At 34.1% G+C, this 19,011-nt stretch carries 13 protein-coding genes; 7 read left to right on the forward strand and 6 right to left on the reverse strand.

Annotated elements, in window-relative coordinates:
* Window positions 1–290: 290 nt before the first annotated feature.
* Both H603_RS0103200 and H603_RS0103205 read right to left on the reverse strand, forming a co-directional pair.
* Window positions 291–980 carry an SIMPL domain-containing protein gene (locus H603_RS0103200; RefSeq protein WP_026707223.1) on the reverse strand — a complete coding sequence of 230 codons (690 nt, stop codon included), beginning with the start codon at window positions 978–980 and terminating at the stop codon, window positions 291–293.
* Between the two features lie 58 nt (window positions 981–1,038).
* Complete coding sequence (locus tag H603_RS0103205) at window positions 1,039–1,677, reverse strand: rhomboid family intramembrane serine protease (RefSeq protein ID WP_026707224.1); 639 nt, start codon at window positions 1,675–1,677, stop codon at window positions 1,039–1,041.
* 115 nt (window positions 1,678–1,792) lie between these two features.
* Here H603_RS0103205 and H603_RS0103210 point away from each other — a divergent pair, with 115 nt between their 5' ends.
* Window positions 1,793–2,662 (forward strand): lysophospholipid acyltransferase family protein, encoded by an 870-nt coding sequence (locus H603_RS0103210; RefSeq protein WP_026707225.1) that lies wholly within the window; start codon window positions 1,793–1,795, stop codon window positions 2,660–2,662.
* Window positions 2,663–2,717: 55 nt separating this feature from the next.
* Window positions 2,718–4,286 carry a protein adenylyltransferase SelO gene (locus H603_RS0103215; RefSeq protein WP_157510387.1) on the forward strand — a complete coding sequence of 523 codons (1,569 nt, stop codon included), beginning with the start codon at window positions 2,718–2,720 and terminating at the stop codon, window positions 4,284–4,286.
* Window positions 4,287–4,353: 67 nt separating this feature from the next.
* Here the strand turns inward: H603_RS0103215 and H603_RS0103220 are convergent, their stop codons facing one another.
* From H603_RS0103220 to H603_RS0103235, 4 genes are all read right to left on the reverse strand, one after another.
* The gene (locus H603_RS0103220) at window positions 4,354–5,841 is read right to left on the reverse strand and encodes an aminotransferase class V-fold PLP-dependent enzyme (protein ID WP_026707227.1); all 1,488 of its coding nucleotides are present in this window, start codon (window positions 5,839–5,841) and stop codon (window positions 4,354–4,356) included.
* 104 nt (window positions 5,842–5,945) lie between these two features.
* Window positions 5,946–6,791, reverse strand: a complete 846-nt coding sequence (locus tag H603_RS0103225; protein ID WP_316930248.1) for a zinc metalloprotease — start codon at window positions 6,789–6,791, stop codon at window positions 5,946–5,948.
* Window positions 6,792–6,875: 84 nt separating this feature from the next.
* Window positions 6,876–7,394, reverse strand: a complete 519-nt coding sequence (locus tag H603_RS0103230) for an ankyrin repeat domain-containing protein (protein WP_026707229.1) — start codon at window positions 7,392–7,394, stop codon at window positions 6,876–6,878.
* Window positions 7,395–7,452: 58 nt separating this feature from the next.
* Complete coding sequence (locus H603_RS0103235) at window positions 7,453–8,976, reverse strand: catalase (RefSeq protein WP_026707230.1); 1,524 nt, start codon at window positions 8,974–8,976, stop codon at window positions 7,453–7,455.
* 95 nt (window positions 8,977–9,071) lie between these two features.
* On the opposite strand from H603_RS0103235, the gene H603_RS0103240 reads away from it, so the two are divergent.
* The 5 genes from H603_RS0103240 (at window position 9,072) to H603_RS16380 (ending at window position 19,003) form a co-directional block, all read left to right on the forward strand.
* Window positions 9,072–9,995, forward strand: coding sequence for a hydrogen peroxide-inducible genes activator (locus H603_RS0103240; protein ID WP_026707231.1), 924 nt, complete (start codon window positions 9,072–9,074; stop codon window positions 9,993–9,995).
* 210 nt (window positions 9,996–10,205) lie between these two features.
* Window positions 10,206–10,943 (forward strand): hypothetical protein, encoded by a 738-nt coding sequence (locus H603_RS0103245; protein ID WP_026707232.1) that lies wholly within the window; start codon window positions 10,206–10,208, stop codon window positions 10,941–10,943.
* 608 nt (window positions 10,944–11,551) lie between these two features.
* On the forward strand, window positions 11,552–13,153 hold the full coding sequence (locus tag H603_RS16375; protein ID WP_245576079.1) for a hypothetical protein: 1,602 nt from the start codon (window positions 11,552–11,554) through the stop codon (window positions 13,151–13,153).
* A 153-nt stretch (window positions 13,154–13,306) separates the two neighbouring features.
* Complete coding sequence (locus tag H603_RS0103260; protein WP_026707233.1) at window positions 13,307–13,744, forward strand: acyl-CoA thioesterase; 438 nt, start codon at window positions 13,307–13,309, stop codon at window positions 13,742–13,744.
* 273 nt (window positions 13,745–14,017) lie between these two features.
* The gene (locus tag H603_RS16380; protein ID WP_035675269.1) at window positions 14,018–19,003 is read left to right on the forward strand and encodes a translocation/assembly module TamB domain-containing protein; all 4,986 of its coding nucleotides are present in this window, start codon (window positions 14,018–14,020) and stop codon (window positions 19,001–19,003) included.
* The last annotated feature ends 8 nt before the right edge of the window (window positions 19,004–19,011 follow it).

The following is a 19,011-nucleotide window of genomic DNA, read 5'->3' on the forward strand; positions in this document are numbered from 1 at the left end:
AAAAGAGATTTCAAATTGATTGGTAGGTTTAAAAAACGTTACTATCGCAGTCTAAAATCTGTTTCTTTTCTATTTGTTAAAATTATACATTCTATATAGCGTGGCTGTTACAAGATTATGATTAGGTTTTATATTATTAAAATAAATAAAGAAATATTGAGAATTATGTAACATAAAGCGCCACAAACTATAAATTATGTGATTACATTTTGCATCAAAAAAAAATCTACTTATTCTCTATTTTGAGAATAAGCAGATTTTTAAATTATTATTGATAGTGTTCTTATGTCTTATTCCAAGATAAAACTAACACTTACATTTGCTGAAATTTCGATTTCACCAGCTGCTAAAGTTTCTCTACTTGAATTGCTGTCACTCATCTCCATCGTTTTCATTCGAGCAAAGACGGGCTGAGGAGAATAGTTTTGAGAGTTATCAGAAATTGTCATTGCGCGACCTACCTTTTGCCCTAAAACAGCAACGTAATCTAGTGCTTTCATTTGAGCATCTTTCATTGCTAATTTTCTTGCTTCAGCTTCATGCTTAGCTAAACTTGAAGATTGAAAAACCACATTGTCGATTCTATTGACACCTTCAGATACTAACCCTTCCATTAATTCATCATATTGATTTAAGTCTCTCACTATGATTTCGATTGTTTGAGTCGCGTTGTAACTAGTTTTTTTCTTATCATAATCATACTGAGGATTTAAAGCAACACGTTGCGTTCTATAATCTGCAGTTGCAATATTATTTTTTTTAATCACTTTTAGAACAGCATCAATTTGCTTGTCATTTTCCCTTTTCACATCTTTTGCGTTACTCCCTTTAGTTTCTACAGTAGCAGTAATTGTTGCTTGATCTGGCACAACTTTAACTTTGGCTTGACCATTGACACTAATTTGTGGAACTTGTTTTATTTCTTGTCCGTATGACTGAGCCATAAAAACCATTGCTAAAATCATTAATGCTTTTTTCATAATATGCTATTTTTGTTTGTACTTGTTTTGTTATCCTGTTATTTCAAAAGCCGTGCCATTACAGTTTCCCCATTCGAGCCATTACAAACAATATTACTATAGGAATAGTTAATAAAGCCACCATGAAAGTGTGTTCTACAATCAGCGATGGTCTGGTTGCAAGTGTGACTAAGTAGCCTCCAATGGCTCCACCAAAATGTGCTGTATGTCCTATACTATCATTCTTGGCGCGCATGCCGTAAATAGAATATAAAAGGTACAAAATCCCGAATAAATAAGCTGGGATAGGAACGATAAAGAACAATCCTAACATCATATCTGGGCGCAGTAAAATAGCCGAGTACAGAACTCCAGTAACCGCTCCTGAGGCACCGACAGCTCTATAATTGTAATCGTTTTTATGGAATAGAATAGTTAGTAAACTACCAAAGAGCAGACTGGCAAAATATATAATGATAAACGAAGTGCTTCCTAAATAAGCAATTACAACAGGAGCAAAAAAGTAAAGTGTCAACATATTGAATGCTAAATGACCAATATCTGCATGTAAAAATCCCGACGAAAATAATCGTATTTGCTCGCCTGCGCGAACACTTCCCATGTGAAATTCATATTTTCGAAAAAAACTAATATCGTTAAATCCTTTAAAACTCATTAAGGCATTTGCGGCGATTATAATAATCAAGATGGTATTCATAAATTTATTTTATATTTTTCAGTAAATATAAACATTCTAAAAGGGACGGGTTTGTAACTTTTTAATTTTTTAACGCTATTCATTTTTGGCTTACCTTTGTAGCAAAAATTATTGCATGCAATTTCTAGTTTATATTATCGCTTATCCTTTTCTGTGGTTAGTTTCTATACTTCCTTTTCCTATTTTTTATGCACTGTCAGATGTTATTTATTTTTTGATCTATCACATCATTGGCTACCGTAAAAAAACGGTGAGAAATAATCTTGCATTGGCTTTACCCCATTTAAGTGAAGCGGAAAGAAGGGTAATCGAAAAGAAATTCTATCAGCACTTTTGTGATATGTTTTTAGAAATGGCAAAGACAATGACCATCTCTGAGGAAGAAATTAACAAACGTTTTGTTATTACAAATCCTGAATTGGTCACTGAGTACGAACAAAAGGGAAAAAGCATTATGCTGCTTGCTTCGCATTATGCAAGTTGGGAGTGGTTACTCGCCTTAAATAAAAAATTATCTTTTCAAGGTGTGGGAGTTTACAAGAAGTTAGCCAACAAATATTTTGATAAATTAGTAATAGACATACGATCTAAATACAATACGAAATTAGTCGTTACTAGAGAAACCATTCCGCTGATTGCAAATAATCAACGCAAGGGAATTTTATCAATGTATGGTATGGCTAGTGACCAATCTCCTAAAAATGATCGAATAATTCATTGGGGAAATTTTATGGGAATCGATGTGCCGGTGCATACTGGAGCCGAAGTCTTGGCAAAAAAATATGATTTAACCGTACTTTTTGCAAAGGTCGAAAAAGTAAAACGTGGTTACTATCAAGCAACACTTATACCTTTAACAGACGATCCGAAGTCTATTCCAAATTTTGAGATCACAAATATGTTTATTAAAGAAGTAGAGAAACAAATTCATGAAGCTCCAGAATATTATTTTTGGACACATAAAAGGTGGAAACACAGTCGATAAACACACTTTTACTTTATATTAACTAGCCTTACCAGATATATTCTTTAATTTTGTTATTATGAAATTAGAGATAAATAATAAATATAGCAATCAACTTCCCGCTGATCCCGATGAGACGGTTGGAACGCGTCAAGTTACTAACACGGCCTTTTCTTATGTGCGCCCTACGGTACCTTCTAATCCTCAATTAATACATTTTTCGGAAGAGACAGCTGCGTTAATTGGCATTTCAGAAACAGAAGCAGCTAGTCCTGAATTTACAAATGTATTTTCTGGAAAAGAACTTATTGAAGGAACGCGTCCTTATGCCATGAGCTACTCCGGTCACCAATTTGGTAATTGGGCTGGACAACTTGGTGATGGTAGAGCAATTGTTTTAACTGAAATTACCACAAATAACACCAATTATACCTTACAACTTAAAGGCGCTGGACCTACTCCTTACTCTCGTAGAGCTGATGGTATGGCGGTTTTGCGATCATCTATAAGAGAACATTTATGTAGTGAAGCCATGTTTCACCTAAATGTTCCCACAACCCGATCGTTATCACTAATGCTTACCGGAGACCAAGTTTTGAGAGATGTGATGTATGACGGTCACGCCGAATATGAAAAAGGCGCAGTCGTGTGTAGAGTCGCTCCATCGTTTATTAGATTTGGAAATTTTGAATTGTTTGCCTCACAAAATGACATTCCTAATTTAAAAAAATTAGCCGATTTTACTATCGAAAATTATTATCCTCAAATTAAAGGAGACGATAAATCGCGCTATGTAGCATTGTTTGAAACGGTCGCAAATGCAACTCGCCAAATGATTGTACACTGGCAGCGCGTAGGCTTTGTGCACGGTGTGATGAATACTGATAATATGTCTATTCTAGGACTGACAATTGATTATGGCCCGTACGGCTGGCTAGAAGATTACAATCCTGACTGGACACCAAACACCACAGATCGTGAAAACAGAAGATATCGTTTTGGGAACCAACCTCAAATTGCGCTCTGGAATTTGTACCAACTCGCCAATGCATTGTATCCTCTTATAGATGAAGCTGCTCCTCTTGAAGCAATATTACAGTCGTATCAAGATAAATACGAAGTAGATTACAATACCATGATGAATGAAAAACTTGGCTTGACTTCCACTCAAAATAATAATGAAGATTTGATCGGTTTGCTTTCGCAAAATTTACTATTGCACGAGACAGATATGACCATTTTCTTTAGAAATTTAGGAAAGATTGAACAAAATGATAGTGAGGAAATGGCTTTCGAAAAAGTCAGCGAATCATTTTATAATTTGGAAAAAATCAGCACTGAGACAAAAGAAATTTGGCTTTATTGGTTTACACAATATCTTTTAAAAGTTAGAGAACATAATGTATCTGATATAGAGAGAGCAAATAAAATGAATAAAGTAAATCCTAAATATGTGCTGCGTAATTACATGGCTCAATTAGCAATTGATTCAGCCGAAAAAGGAGATTACAGTTTACTTTATGAACTTCATGAGTTACTCAAGAACCCTTATGATGACCAACATTCTTCAGAAAAATGGTTCGCTAAACGACCGGACTGGGCGAGACAAAAAATAGGTAGTTCAATGCTATCTTGTAGTTCGTAACTGAGGAAATAAATCACTATAAAAAATCCCTATCACTATATAGATAGAGTGATAGGGATTTTTATTTTTAGCTAAACCATTGATCAACTAAAGTATCTTCAACTGTTGTAGCATTTTTATGAATGAACTCGTTTGTAAGTTTATTGTAATTATAATCTAGTGCCCATTGTTGGTGATTTGCTGCTAATCCTTTAATGCTCTCACATACAAATTCAATTTCGACATTTGTCGTTGTTGGGTGAATTGACATTCTAATCCAACCTGGTTTTCTTATTAAATCACCAAGAGAAATTTCGTCAATTAATTTATCCGATGTTTCTTGATCTACGTGCAGTAAAAAATGTCCATATGTTCCGGCGCAACTGCAGCCTCCGCGTGTTTGTATCCCAAAACGGTCATTTAAAATCTTGACACCCATATTAAAATGAAGATCGTCTATATAAAATGAAATTACTCCTAAACGATCCTTCTGCTGAGCAGCAAGAATCTTTATATTAGGAACTAAACCAAGAGAATCAAACACATAATCAACTAATTCATGTTCTCTTTCAAGCATGTTGTCAACTCCCATTTTTTCTTTCAACTGAATGGCAAGTGCTGTTTTTATCACTTGCAAGAATCCTGGAGTTCCACCATCTTCTCTGTCTTCGATATTATCGATAAATTTATGCTTCCCCCATGGGTTGGTCCAAGAAACAGTACCTCCACCTGGATTATCTGGAACTAAATTTTGATATAATTTTTTATTAAAAACAAGTACTCCTGGTGTTCCAGGACCACCTAAAAATTTATGAGGAGAAAAGAAAATAGCATCTAAATAACTTTCTGGATCAGTTGTAGGATGCATATCAATAGCCACGTAAGGCCCTGAACAAGCAAAATCCACAAAACAGAGTCCGTTATTAGCATGCATCACTTTTGCAACTTCATGATATGGCGTACGAATACCCGTTACATTAGAACCCGCAGTCAAGGTGGCGATTTTTAAAGTCCTGTCTTTATATTGATCTAGAACTTTTTTGAAATTTTCCATACAAAAAAGCCCTTCGTCATTTGAAGGAATTACCACAACATCAGCGATAGTTTCTAACCAAGTAGTTTGATTAGAATGGTGCTCCATATGCGAAATAAAAACAATTGGTTTCTTCTCTGCTGGAATTGTGATAAAATTTTTCAAATTCTCAGGAACACGAAGCCCTAAAATACGTTGGAATTTATTTACTACCCCAGTCATACCTGTTCCGTCAGTGATTAAAATATCATCTTCGCTTGCATTAACATGGTGCTTGATAATATGACGCGCTTTATGATACGCCTTTGTCATCGCAGTCCCTGAAATGGTTGTTTCTGTATGTGTATTGGCAACAAAAGGGCCAAATTCATTCATCAATTTCTCCTCTATAGGACGGTACAATCTTCCGCTAGCAGTCCAATCAGTATAGATAATTTTCTTTGTCCCATAAGGTGAAACAAATTCTTGATCTATTCCTATAATGTTCTCTCTATATTGTTGAAAATAACGTTCTAGCACTGTCGATTTTTCTGTAGCAACCATCTAATTCTTGTTTTGCTCCAAATATACAGAAATTAAAGGATTTTTTTATTCGAGAACAATCAAAACCGCTACTTAATTATCTTCCATTCCGCCTTTCTCAATTTTTATCTACCTCCGTTTGCTCTTAAATCTGCGATACATTGTGCATCTAATTGTGGGACACGACCAGCGGCAGCCATTGCACCTATACCAACCTGCATCTCTGATGAAAAGTACATCAAACAATCATTAACCACGCAATGCTTAGCATTAGCAGGGTCTTCATGATCACTTTGCAATGTTGCTCCTAAATTTGTTAAACCTAGAATGTGCCCAAACTCGTGTTCCATCACCGTGGCTTCTAGCAGTGATCTCGTGTTTGAAAGTGGATTACTGCTGGTATTCCTTCTAATGGTGTTTTCGAAAATAACAAAAGAAGTATTTCGATACGCAGTTCCTAGAACCACACTATTCCCTTCATTCTCAGCAGAAGCTCCATCAGAAAAGTAAGCCCAAACAGCTATTTCGGTGTCGTTGTTGTATTTGGTTCTATTGGCATCTTCAATTGCAGCTATATCAGCAGTAGAATACATACTCTTTGCAGGCGACGGAATCTCTTTTTTAAGCACGGTAATACCGCCTGGTTTAAAAGTACGTGCTTCTATAAATGCCACAAGGTTATTTATCGCAACAGCTGAAGGTTCGAATCCAGTTACATAAACTAATTCGATGACCATACTTTTATACTTTACATCAGACAATAAATCTCGTGACGAACTCCCTGTTGCTCTCTTATTATTTACTGTAACTAAGGCTGCTGCCTCTTCGCTGTTATCATCTGATTTTGAACAAGCAGTTCCCAATACTAACAATAAGAGTAAGCCGCTTACAATTTTATTCCCTTTTATCATTCTCAATTTCATTTGTTCTTTGGTATTTATTAAAGTGGTATTTAAATTATAAATACGCAAAAAATCCTCTTTTAGTTTAAATCAAGTAGATAAATAGTGCATTTCAGGCCAATCAAAGTTGCAAAATGGTACATATAACTAATACTACTCTTCAGAAAGCACAGTAACTACATCTTCATTACCTTGCATTGCGGCGTGGTTCAAAGCGGTATTTCCTCGATTGTCTCTAATTGTTTTATCAGCACCATTTTCTAAAAGAAATTTGACAATCTCTGTTTGACCAAAAGTGCTTGCATAAATTAATGCAGTAGCATTATTCAAATTCGTCAAATTCACGTTGGCTTTGTTTTCGATTAAAATTTTTACAATCTCTAAATTTCCTTTAAAAGCAACTCCCATGAGCGCTGTGTTTCCTGACTTATCTTGTGCATCTATCAAGGCACCTTTGTTAATTAACATTTGTACTGTAGCGACCTCGTTGTTATAAGCTGCTAAAATTAAAGGTGTAAATCCTTTGCTGTCTACGGCATTTATCTCTTCTTGATTCATCTTGTATTGTTTTTCGATTGCTGTTATATTTCCGGTTCTAGCATTTTCAAATATTGATTGCGCTTGTGCAGTTGCTGTCATTATAAATAAAAGCAACCAGTATTTTTCTTTCATGTTTTTAATGTAAATAAGGGGAAATAGTACTACCTCCCCTATCTTTTATAAATATAAATTAATTTCTGAAATCTTTTTGTGAAAACCCTAATTTTTCAGCCACTCGCATTCCATAATTTGAATCAGCTCTGTAGAAAAAGGTAATCATCTTCTTTTGGATTTCTTTATCAGTCACCTGCCCTAAATCTCCACACAAATTTTTAATTAAATTGTCTTGCTCTTTCTTAGTTAGTGCTCTATAAAAGTCTCCCGCTTGTGCGAAATCATTTGTTTTCGAAATTTTCTTTTGTGTAATTGTCACATTCGATAAAGTCGTCTCTGACTGTTTGAATTCGCTATTATCTGCAAAGGAAGCTTTATTACTTGGTTGGTAATTTACATCAGGGTTTTCAAATTTTTTGTTTGCAAAACTACCGTATCCATTCGAATTGTAATTAACAACAGGCTCAAGTGGCTGGTTGATTTTTAATTGTTGGAAATTACCACCAAGTCTGTAACGCTGTGTATCGAAGTAAGAAAATAATCTCCCTTGTAATAACTTGTCTTCTGAAGCTTCGACACCTGGAATTAAATCAGCTGGTGAAAATGCAATACTTTCAACTTGTTCAAAGTAATTCACAGGATTTTGATTCAAAGTCATCGTTCCAATTTTGATTTTCTCGATTTTATCAGCTGGCCAATCTTTAGTTGCATCTAGGGGCCAAAAATCAAATGACTGTAAATCCTCAGGAGCGATCATTTGGACATATAAATCCCACTGCGGGTAATTTTTATCGGCAATGTCTTTTCTTAAACTTACTGTCGCATGTTGCCAGTCCATACCTTGTTGCTTTGCAGCCTCTTCAATAGTTAGATTTTTCACTCCTTGCTTGGTCACCCATGAGTACTTCACATAAGTTACTTTTCCAGCTGCATTGATCCATTTATAACCATGAACACTGCTTCCATCCATGTATTGATAACCTTGAGGAATACCTAAATCAGTGTACAACCTTGTAATCATGTTTGTTGACTCAGGAACATTCGAGAAAAAGTCAAAAAATCTGTTAGGATCTTGTTTGTTGGTTTCTGGAGAAGGCTTTAATGAGTGCACCATGTCTGGAAATTTCATAGCGTCTCTAATAAAGAAAACAGGCAAATTGTTACCTACAATATCATAATTTCCTTGTTCCGTATAAAATTTTACAGCAAATCCACGTGGATCTCTTAAAGTTTCTGGCGAACCATTCCCGTGTATCACTGTAGAAAACCGAACAGCCAAATCTGTTTTCTTTCCTGCTTTTGCAAAAAGAACTGCCTTAGTGTAGGCCGACATATCTTTTGTAGCTTCAAAGTAACCCGAAGCTCCAGCACCTCTAGGATGCACCACACGCTCTGGCGTACGTTCTCTGTCAAATGAAGCTAATTTTTCGATTAGATAGCTGTCCTCTAATAATACTGAACCATACTCTCCTACTGTTTTAGAATTTTGATTGTCACCCACAGGAGCACCGTTGTTGCTAGCCATGGCCTTGTGCGGGTTCATTTGTGCACTTGCGGCTAATCCAATCGATAAAGCCAACGCTGATAAAAGTAATTTCATGTAATTTGTGTTTTTATTATAGCACAAATATCTAGTGGATTGTCTTATTAATCAAATTAATAATATTTATATTTGTATTAATAAAATCAATATGTATGACTTTACAACAGCTAGAATATGTGGTTGCACTAGACACTTACAGGCACTTTGTGACCGCCGCAGAGAAATGTTTTGTAACGCAACCCACTATCACCATACAAGTTAAAAAGCTAGAAGACGAAATAGGTTTTGCCATTTTTGACAAAAGCAGTTCGCCTTTTATCCCCACTGATTTGGGAGAAATGTTTGTCAGAAAATCTAAAATTATTTTGCGTGAAGTAAGTGACTTGAAAAATATGGTCAATACAGAGTTAAGTAATTTAGAGGGAGAGTTTAAAGTAGGTGTTCTACCTACGATCTCGCCTTACTTAATTCCGTTGATATCTGGTTCGTTTTCTCAAAAATATCCCAAATCCATTTTGCGAATTGAAGAAATGCAATCTGAAGCGATTATTGCCGCTTTACAAAAGAAAGAAATTGATATTGGTATTCTAGTCACTCCCATTAGTGAGCCCTATATTAGGGAAATCAATCTCTATAACGAACCCTTTGTTTTTTACGGTCAAAAGACAGATGCTTTGAGTACTAAAAAAGCAATTTCTGCTCAAGATGTTGAGCATTTAGAAGATGTGTGGTTGCTTGAAAACGGCCACTGTTTTAGAAATCAAGTTTTGAATATTTGCAACAATACAGACAATAATAAAAGTATAAAATTTCAGAGCGGTTCTATCGAAGCTTTAAAACGTATGGTTGATAATTATGGTGGTTTTACACTTGTTCCTGAGATGGCCATTAGTGAAAGCGATCAAGGATGCAGTATCAATTTTACTGACCCAAAACCCATTCGAGAAGTTAGTTTAGTTGTGCATCATTCTTTTTCGAAAGATACTTTGATTGAAGCGCTGCGTTCTGAAATATTAGAAAAAATTCCGAATGACTTCATAAAGAAGAAGAATTTCATGAAAATTAATTGGCGTTAAATTGCATTGATTTTTGTTCGAAAATACTACTTCGATAAAATATCTTGAATTTAAACGGTCTGCGTTGTGCTGTTTCAAAAATATTATTACTACATTTATTTTTATGTCTAAAAAAGCGACTGTAAAATAACAATGTGTTTAATAAAGTCACATACTACAGTAGGAGTTATTATTTAAGAACTCTAGCTGCTTTTTTAAAAAATGATCAAAATGAAAAATGACAGTACCGTATATGCTACAGAAGAAGTAGCCGAAAATACCATCATAGAAGGAAGTATGAAAGCAGCTGTTTTTGCAGCTGATGCAGCATCAGGATTAGATTTAACTAGAATGAAATACAAGCCAATGCTTGACTCGAGTATTCCTTTTAGAGATGAATCTACCGTAGCTACAAAAAAACAAACAATCGCTCAGCTAATTGAAAAGTTGAACGTGAAAGAAAACCTAAGATACAAGCGAACCGTTGAAGACACTTATTGCAATGTGTATTCCTTTGACTACTGCCACTTCACAAATGTATATTTACCTACCGTATGGTGGACAGACGAGGCCATTGTGAGACTGCAAGCTGGAGAAGATGTCGAACCAATCTATAACGACACCGTTAAAACCATATATTCAAGTGCTATTCACGATTGGTTCTTACAATGGGGAGCAGCCTTTGGGTGGAAAAGAACAATGGATGTAAATGAACTACAAGAGAAAGTAAATCAGGAAGGCGCGATTGGAATTATTTGTGCCAAAAGAAAAATAAGAGGTTTGTCTGGACACATTGTTCCTGTGGTTCCTGAAACAGCAACTAAAAAAGCCTACAGAGAAGAAGGACGCGTGATTTACCCTTTACAATCTCAAGCTGGTAAAGTAAATTATAAGTATTTTGCTAAGGTTAAAAAAGACTGGTGGAATGACGAATTATACTCTTCATCAGTATTCTATTATCACGATTAATTTCGTTACAATTACCGACCTAAATTAAGCTCCTTTCCTATAATAAAAAAAGGTTCTAATTTTAGGTCGGTTTTTCTTTATATCTACTTTCATTTTCGAAAAAAGACCTCCAGTACTTCTCACAAACTACAACACTCTTTTAGAAGTAATTACAAACTAAATTAGCTTAAAATTAGCTCAAAAAAACGTAGAAATCGCAGCATTTAAAAGTGTCTAAAATTTTAACATATTTGCATCGTGTTTTGATGTTGTTTTTTCGAAAAAAATGGAGTACTTTTGCACTCTGGAAAAATATAAGAAGAAGCAAAATCTACTTTTGTCTCTTCGTCTTCTTAAAACATTGTTTAAAAAGGAATTACAAAGCGATTACAAGCAAAATTTTAAAATTGAACTCAGCGCTCCTTTAAACAGTATTTCAGTCGATCAAAAACTAAATTTCTAAGACTGAAATTAAATTCCTGTAATTTAAAAGTAAAAACTTATTTGTTGCTTACTCCCCTAAGCTGCCTGATATATAAAAACAGGTATTTACCAAGGTGTTTGACACGAAAAGTCTCCATACAAATTAAAAAAATAGTATTTATAACTTAAAGAAAGCCATCGTATAAATGAAAGAAAATCACAAAACAAAATATTATTGGGGTATTGGTTTAGAAAATGAAACCTACTTACAATTTGAAGAATCTTTAATCGTTAGTGGTGCATTTATACAGGAGAAAATAGGTTGTGAAAAATATAGTATTGATTATAGAAAAAACTACAAAGAGGATAGTTTGAGTCCGTTGTTAGAAAAGGCATTTATTGCTAATGAGAACTACGCTGTAAGTCGCATGATGAACAGTCACTCGTTAGAAAAACTAGATGTGAATTTTCAGCACAAAACGATTTCTCTACCTAGCGTTGCTTTAAGCGAAGATGAAGCAGCATTTGCTACTCCGTTGACCATTGACAACCCAGAGTTTTTAGGAAAATCAATAATGGAAACATTTTTAGAGAAACAACCTTACAACATTCAAAGTATGATTACTCAAAGAGAAAAGACCATGGGGTCTGTTCACTTTGACGGAGATTCAATTGAGTTTGTAACTAAATATTTCGAAAATAGAACAGTAGTGGATTCTTGTAAAGAACTAAAAGCTACTAAAAAAATATTTCTTGATCGATTGAATGACTCTAACGTATTGACTGAAAAGTTACGTTTTCCTGATTACAATTCAGGATTAAATATGTTTATGACCAATCAAGAAAACTTGGTATTGTTTAACAATGGTACGTATCACTTTCATATAACCTTACCTACTCTTACTGAGGATAGCCGTATTGCAGATTATGATGCTTTTGAAAAAACGCACGCAAATGCAATTTACTTATTACAATGGTTTGAGCCATTTTTTATTGCTACTCTAGGAAACCCTGATATTATGGGGATTATTTGTGAGAAACACGATCTTGACAAAAGTTTTACAATGGGTTCTATGCGCAGTGCAATGTCACGTTACATAGGTGTAGGAACATATAATAAAGCAATGCCAAAAGGGAAAATCTTAACTTACAAGGTAGATGATTTTAGAAAGCTATTGCAATTTTCTCAAGAAGACAATATCTGGTGGAGAGACCGTATTGAAAGCGAAATGGAATATGAATTGCTTCCTGAAGTTGGCTTAGATTTCAATCAAGAGAAAATGTACCAAAGTGGTTTTGAATTCAGAAGCCTAGATGAGTTCCCAGCAGAATATTTAAATGACGTGTTGTTTGCAATAATCTTAATTTGCGAGCATTCATTAAATCTTCCTGATGTAAAATGGGGTCACGACAGCGCGGCTTGGAATAACTTAGTATTTAATTCGTTAAAATTAGGTCATAAAAGTACCATCACAGCAGATGAAAAAGCAGAAGTTTTAGTGACTTTGCACATATTAGATTCTAAAGATCTTGATTACAATACATTACAAACTGAATTTGAAGCAATCACAATGCTAGATGCTTTTTTCTTTAAGATCATAGCTGTTTTATACAATAAGTACAAGGACAACAACATTTGCTTGGACACAATGTTTGGTACAGAAACCACTGCAGCTCCTTTCTGGGAAAACTACAATGAGTTTCAAACGAAATGTCATAACAAACAAATTACACCGTTGGAAAATGAGAAACTTGCAAATGAGAGTGAGGAAATATTAAAAATGAAAATGGAAGCAACCACAATATAAACAGATTTGAATCTAAAGTTTTGTCGCTGTTTGAATTAGAAAAACCTGACTACTATTTATTTTCATTTGTTAGTAAGCTGAGTGCTTTTTCGAATAAAATTCTTTAATTTTGATAGTATTACTGAGGATTTCAGTAGCATAAAAACAAAGAACATGACAGCATATAAAAAACAATTATCTTTTAGATGGTCAGATTTAGACCCAAATTTTCATGTACGCCACAGTGCTTATTATGATTTTGGGGCGCAACATAGAATCGAAATCTTAGAAGAATTAGGGTTGACAATGAAAGTATTACAAATGAATCACTTTGGACCTATATTATTTAGAGAAGAATGTGTTTTTAGAAAAGAAATCAAATTATCAGATGTGATCTTCATGCATACAAAAGTATCTCAAATGAGAGCAGATGCTTCAAGATGGTCAATTGTACATGAATTTAAAACAGCGGACGATCAGTTATGCGCAACTATTACTGTTGATGGTGCGTGGATGGATACCAAACTTAGAAAAATTGCAAATCCAACTCCAGAAATTGCAGTTCAAGCCTTGACAAGCTTTCCTAAAACGGAAGATTTCAAAGCGCTATAATTGTAGCCTTCTCAATATTTTATTAAAAGTGGATCATTTTCAAACTCGAAAATGATCCGCTTTTTATTTTTAAAGAACATTCAATGCGATTACAGCAAGTATAAAAAATGGCTAATTGCAACATTCAAAACCCTGAGTATTCCTTATAATTTTATAATATTAAATCTTTAGGTTGTAATATATATCAGATTAAATTTTTCATCTTTGCGATTGGTTTATTTTCTTTAAAATGAAGCCGTTTGGTAACAGCCGTTTGACTTAAAAAAGAAGCACTTGAAAAAATATTTAAAGATTAGTTTACGAATATTCTTATGGATTGTAGGGATCTTATTTGCATTAATCATCTTAATCACTGTTGCAATACAACTTCCTTCCGTTCAAAATTTTGCAAAGAAAAAAGCGGTTGCATTTATTCAAGAGAAAGTTAAAACTAAGGTTTCTATTGATAAATTAGATATTGGTTTTCCAAAGAAGGTGATCTTAGAAGGTGTTTACTTTGAGGGACAGAAAAAAGACACTTTATTAGCCGGAAAAGAACTGGCTGTAGATATTAATATGTTTGACTTACTAGACAATCAAGTCACAATAAACAGCATCGATTTAAAGGGAATAACTGCAAATGTAAGTCGTGATGATAAAGGTGTTTTCAATTTTGATTACATCATTAAAGCCTTTGCTTCAGCAGAACCCACTCCCGTAGACACTACTGCTACTCCAATGCAGTTTTCATTGAGATACATTAATCTTGATGATATTAAAATTAAATACAACGACGCCTATACTAAAAATGACTTGGCCGTAACTCTAAATCACTTTGAAACACGTGTAAAGACTTTCGATTTAGACGCAATGAATTTTGAAGTTCCAAAAATCAAGATTAGTGGTTTAAAATTAAATTTGGCTCAAGGTTTAGTCGAAAAAATTGAAGAAGTTGCTGAAGATGCTGCAGTCGCTGCAACTGACGCTCCTTTCAACTTACAATTAGGAGAAGTTGATTTGGCTAAAATTGCTGTGATTTATAAAGATGAAAAAAGCAAATTAGCGACCAATTTAGATTTCAAAAAGCTACTTATCAAATTCAACAAAATCGATATCAGCAATCAGCTGTTTATTATTGACGATATCGCATTTGAAAACGCAAAAGGGAAACTAGCGTTTGGAAAAACAAATGCTGAACCATTAACTAAAAATTCTTCAGCGGTTGTAGAAGAAAAAAGCAAATTAGAATTAAAAATTAAGCAAACTACGCTTAAAAATATAGATTTCATATTCGAAAATGACAATGCTCCTGTTGTTACAAAAGGAATCGATTACCAGCATCTCAATATTCAATCGTTAAATTTAGATTTAGAAAACTTACACTATAGTCCATTGAGTATTGATGGGAAATTAAATGCATTGCGCGTGAAAGAGAAGAGCGGTTTAGCAATTCAATCTTTTACAACAGACTTTTTCTACGGCAGAAAAAACTCGTATTTAAAAAACCTAAATTTAAAAACTGCAAAAACAGAACTTAAGGATAATATCGAAGTTGGCTATCCTTCTATTGAAAGTATTAGCGACAACCTTGGTGAGCTAAGTGTAAAAGCTAATTTAAACAACAGTAGATTGGGCTTTCAAGATGTATTGATCTTTGTGCCTGGAATGGCAAATTCAGTTCCATTTAAAGGCAATCCTAATGCTATTTTAAAAATTAACAGTCAGGTTAGCGGTAAACTAAAACAACTAGCAATTCCAAAATTAGAAGTAAGCGGAATTGGTGCCACTACAATCGCAGCCAGCGGAACAATCTCTGGATTACCAGATGTAGACAAAGCCTACTTTGATTTAAATATTAAAGAAGTTAAAACTACTTCTAAAGACATTGCTTCGTTCACTCCTAAAGGTACAATTCCAGCAACTATACAATTGCCATCTCTATTGAATCTTAAAGGAACTTTTAAAGGAACAATCGCAAATTTTAATACTAATTTGGCTCTAGGAAGTTCGTACGGTGCTGCAAAAGTAAATGCTTTATTTGACCAAAGAGTTAAAAATAAAGAACGTTATGATGCGCAAGTGAGTTTTGCAAATTTCGATCTGGGAAAACTAATGCGTGATAAAACCATTGGGAAATTAAGTTTAAAAGCAAATGCTAAAGGAACCGGATTAGACCCAAAAACAGCCAAAGCTACTGTGCAAGGAACGTTGTTGAGTTTAGACTACAACAAATACAAATACCAAAATTTAGCTTTAAAAGGAGCAATCAATAATGGGCTTTTTGATATTGCAGCCGATATGGAAAATCCAAATCTGACTTTTGATTTAATTAGTAGTGGAAATTTTAAAGATAAATATCCAGCTGTAAAAGCACAACTAAATGTTGACATCGCCGATTTAGAAAAATTAAACCTTCATGCCGGTCCTTTAAAAATAAGAGGAGCAATAGATGCAGATATTAAATCCGCTGATTTAGATTACTTAAATGGGAAGATTAACATTGTGAATTTGACTATTGCCGATGCAAAACAGCAAATCGTCTCAGACTCTATTAGTTTAATTGCTATTGCTAAACCAGATACTACTGCTATTGTTGTAAAATCGCCGTTCCTAAACGCAGCAATCAGAGGAAAATACAAATTATCTAAAATTGCTACTGCTTTACAAAATTCATTAGCGACATATTATGATACCGATCCTGCTAAGAAAAAAGCGGTGAGCGAACCACAGAATTTTGATTTCAAAATGAAAATTCAAAACAGTCCTATTATTTCACAAGTACTTCCAGAAATTAAAAGTATGGAACCAATTTTGTTATCAGGTAGATACAATACCGTTAACGACACTATCGTAATAAATGGACAAATACCTAAATTAGTTTACGGCAAAAACACAATCACTAATGCTGTACTTGCTGTGAAAACAGAAGAGAAAGCTCTAGATTATTCTTTTATTGTTGATGATATTCAAAACGATCAATTTCAATTACCGTATACTGCAATTACAGGACAATTAAAAGATAATGTTGCCGCATATAACTTACAATTAAAAGATTTAAAAGATGTAGAACGTTATGCGATTTCTGGAACTTTAAAATCTGGTGATGGTAGCAGTGAAGTGCATTTAAATCCTGAAAATCTAGTTTTAAATTATGAGCCTTGGCAAGTTGCTGCAGAAAATCTACTTCGTTTTGGAACAAATGGAATTTATGCTAACAAATTCGAACTAAGTAAATCAGGAAGCAGCATTTTAGTGCAATCTGAATCTGAAAAAGCAAACGCTCCCTTAAATGTTAATTTCAAAGATTTCAAAATTGAAACTATCAGTAGTATTGTTGAAAAGAGCGATTTGCAAATTAGCGGAAATATCAATGGTGACGCAAACATTAAAAATTTAAAAGGCGATCCTAACTTTACTTCTGACTTGAACATTGCAGATTTTGCTTTTAAGAAAGACACCGTAGGAACAATCGAAATCCACGTTGATAATAACATCGCAAATACTTACACTGCTAAAGTTGGAATTACAGGACAAGGAAACCAACTTGATTTAAATGGAACATACGGAGCGGTGGATTCAGAACTTAATATGAATCTAGATGTAGCTAAACTAAATTTAAAAAGTGTTCAAGGATTTACTCTTGGAAACTTGCAAGAAAGTACTGGTTTTATAGACGGTAAATTAAAGATTACTGGAAAAGCATCACAGCCGCAAATAATAGGGAATTTAAAATGCAACGATGTTGGTTTTAATGTAACACCTCTAAACGCAACGTTTAAAGAGTTGAATGATAATATTGCTTTTAATGCTCAAGGAATTAGATTTGATCAATTTACAATTAAAGATGAGCAGGACAATGACATGATTATAGATGGAACAATCACTACCGATGATTTGACTAATCCTGGATTTGACTTAACATTAGTTGCTGAGAATTTTAAAGCTGTAAACTCTAAACCACAGGACAATGATTTGTATTATGGTGAAATGTATTTAAATAACGATCTTAGAATAAAAGGAGATTTAAATAACCCTACAATTGATGGTACTATAAAAGTAAATGCCGATACTAAGTTTGCTATTGTATTACCACAATCTGACCCATCCATTGCAGATCGTGAAGGAATTGTAGAATTTATTGATCAAGATAATCCACCACTAATTACCAAAATCGCTGTTGACGAGTCATTAAGTAAAACAGAAATTACAGGGATGAACGCTTCTGTAAATATTGTGGTAGATAAAGATGCTGAACTATCAATTATCATTGACAAAGCAAATGGTGATTTCTTGAAATTAAAAGGAGAAGCCGAGTTAACTGGAGGAATTGATCCTTCAGGTAAAACTTCACTTACGGGACGTTATGAACTGAATGAAGGTGCTTATGAAATGAACTTCAATTTAATCAAGAGAAAATTCGAAATTAAAGAAGGAAGTTATATTTTATGGACAGGCGAACCAACATCTGCTGATATTAATATTACTGCTGTTTATAAAAATGAGGCTGCTCCTATTGACTTAGTTGACGACCAATTAGGAAGCACTTCATCTGATATTAGAAACACATATAAGCAGAAAATTCCGTTTGAAACTGAACTGATAATGAACGGTGAGTTAATGAAACCAACTATTACATTTGATATCGTTTTACCTGATGGAAACAATAGTGTTTCAACAGAAATCATTAACACAACCCAAGCCAAATTATCACAGCTACGCCAGCAGCCTGATGAATTGAACAAGCAAGTTTTTGCGCTTTTATTATTGAATCGTTTTATTGGTGAAAACCCATTCTCTAGTGAAGCAGGCGGAACTTCAGTTTCGTCTTTAGCAAGAGAAAGTGCTAGTAAAATTTTGTCACAACAGTTGAATAATTTAGCAGGTGACTTGATCAATGGAGTCGAATTAAATTTCGATCTAAACTCTACTGAAGATTATACTACAGGTCAATTAGAAAATAAAACTGATTTAAGTGTAGGTGTTTCTAAGAAACTTTTAAATGACCGTTTGAAGGTAACTGTGGGTAGTAGTTTTGGATTAGAAGGACCGCAGCAAACTAATGAGGAAACTAACAATATTGCTGGTGATGTGAGTATCGAATACCAATTATCTAAAGATGGTCGATACAAATTAAAAGCATACCGTATCAACAAATACCAAGTAGCTTTACAAGGTCAAGTGGTAGAAACGGGAGTGTCATTTGTATTAACAATTGACTACAATAAATTTAGAGAGCTGTTTCATTCGAAAAAAACAAACGAAAAAGAAGCTAAGAAATAATACGTTAT

The sequence above is a fragment of the Flavobacterium frigidarium DSM 17623 genome (assembly GCF_000425505.1).
In the GTDB taxonomy this organism is placed as follows: Bacteria; Bacteroidota; Bacteroidia; order Flavobacteriales; family Flavobacteriaceae; genus Flavobacterium; species Flavobacterium frigidarium.

Bases quoted from the DNA above. Each gene is read 5' to 3' on its own strand.
- H603_RS0103240 (WP_026707231.1), top strand. From the start codon at position 9,072: ATGACTTTACAACAGCTAGAATATGTGGTTGCACTAGACACTTACAGG.
- H603_RS0103205 (WP_026707224.1), bottom strand. From the start codon at position 1,677: ATGAATACCATCTTGATTATTATAATCGCCGCAAATGCCTTAATGAGT.
- H603_RS0103245 (WP_026707232.1), top strand. From the start codon at position 10,206: ATGAAAAATGACAGTACCGTATATGCTACAGAAGAAGTAGCCGAAAAT.
- H603_RS0103200 (WP_026707223.1), bottom strand. From the start codon at position 980: ATGAAAAAAGCATTAATGATTTTAGCAATGGTTTTTATGGCTCAGTCA.
- H603_RS0103210 (WP_026707225.1), top strand. From the start codon at position 1,793: ATGCAATTTCTAGTTTATATTATCGCTTATCCTTTTCTGTGGTTAGTT.
- H603_RS0103235 (WP_026707230.1), bottom strand. From the start codon at position 8,976: ATGAAATTACTTTTATCAGCGTTGGCTTTATCGATTGGATTAGCCGCA.
- H603_RS0103230 (WP_026707229.1), bottom strand. From the start codon at position 7,394: ATGAAAGAAAAATACTGGTTGCTTTTATTTATAATGACAGCAACTGCA.
- H603_RS16375 (WP_245576079.1), top strand. From the start codon at position 11,552: ATGAAAGAAAATCACAAAACAAAATATTATTGGGGTATTGGTTTAGAA.
- H603_RS0103260 (WP_026707233.1), top strand. From the start codon at position 13,307: ATGACAGCATATAAAAAACAATTATCTTTTAGATGGTCAGATTTAGAC.
- H603_RS0103220 (WP_026707227.1), bottom strand. From the start codon at position 5,841: ATGGTTGCTACAGAAAAATCGACAGTGCTAGAACGTTATTTTCAACAA.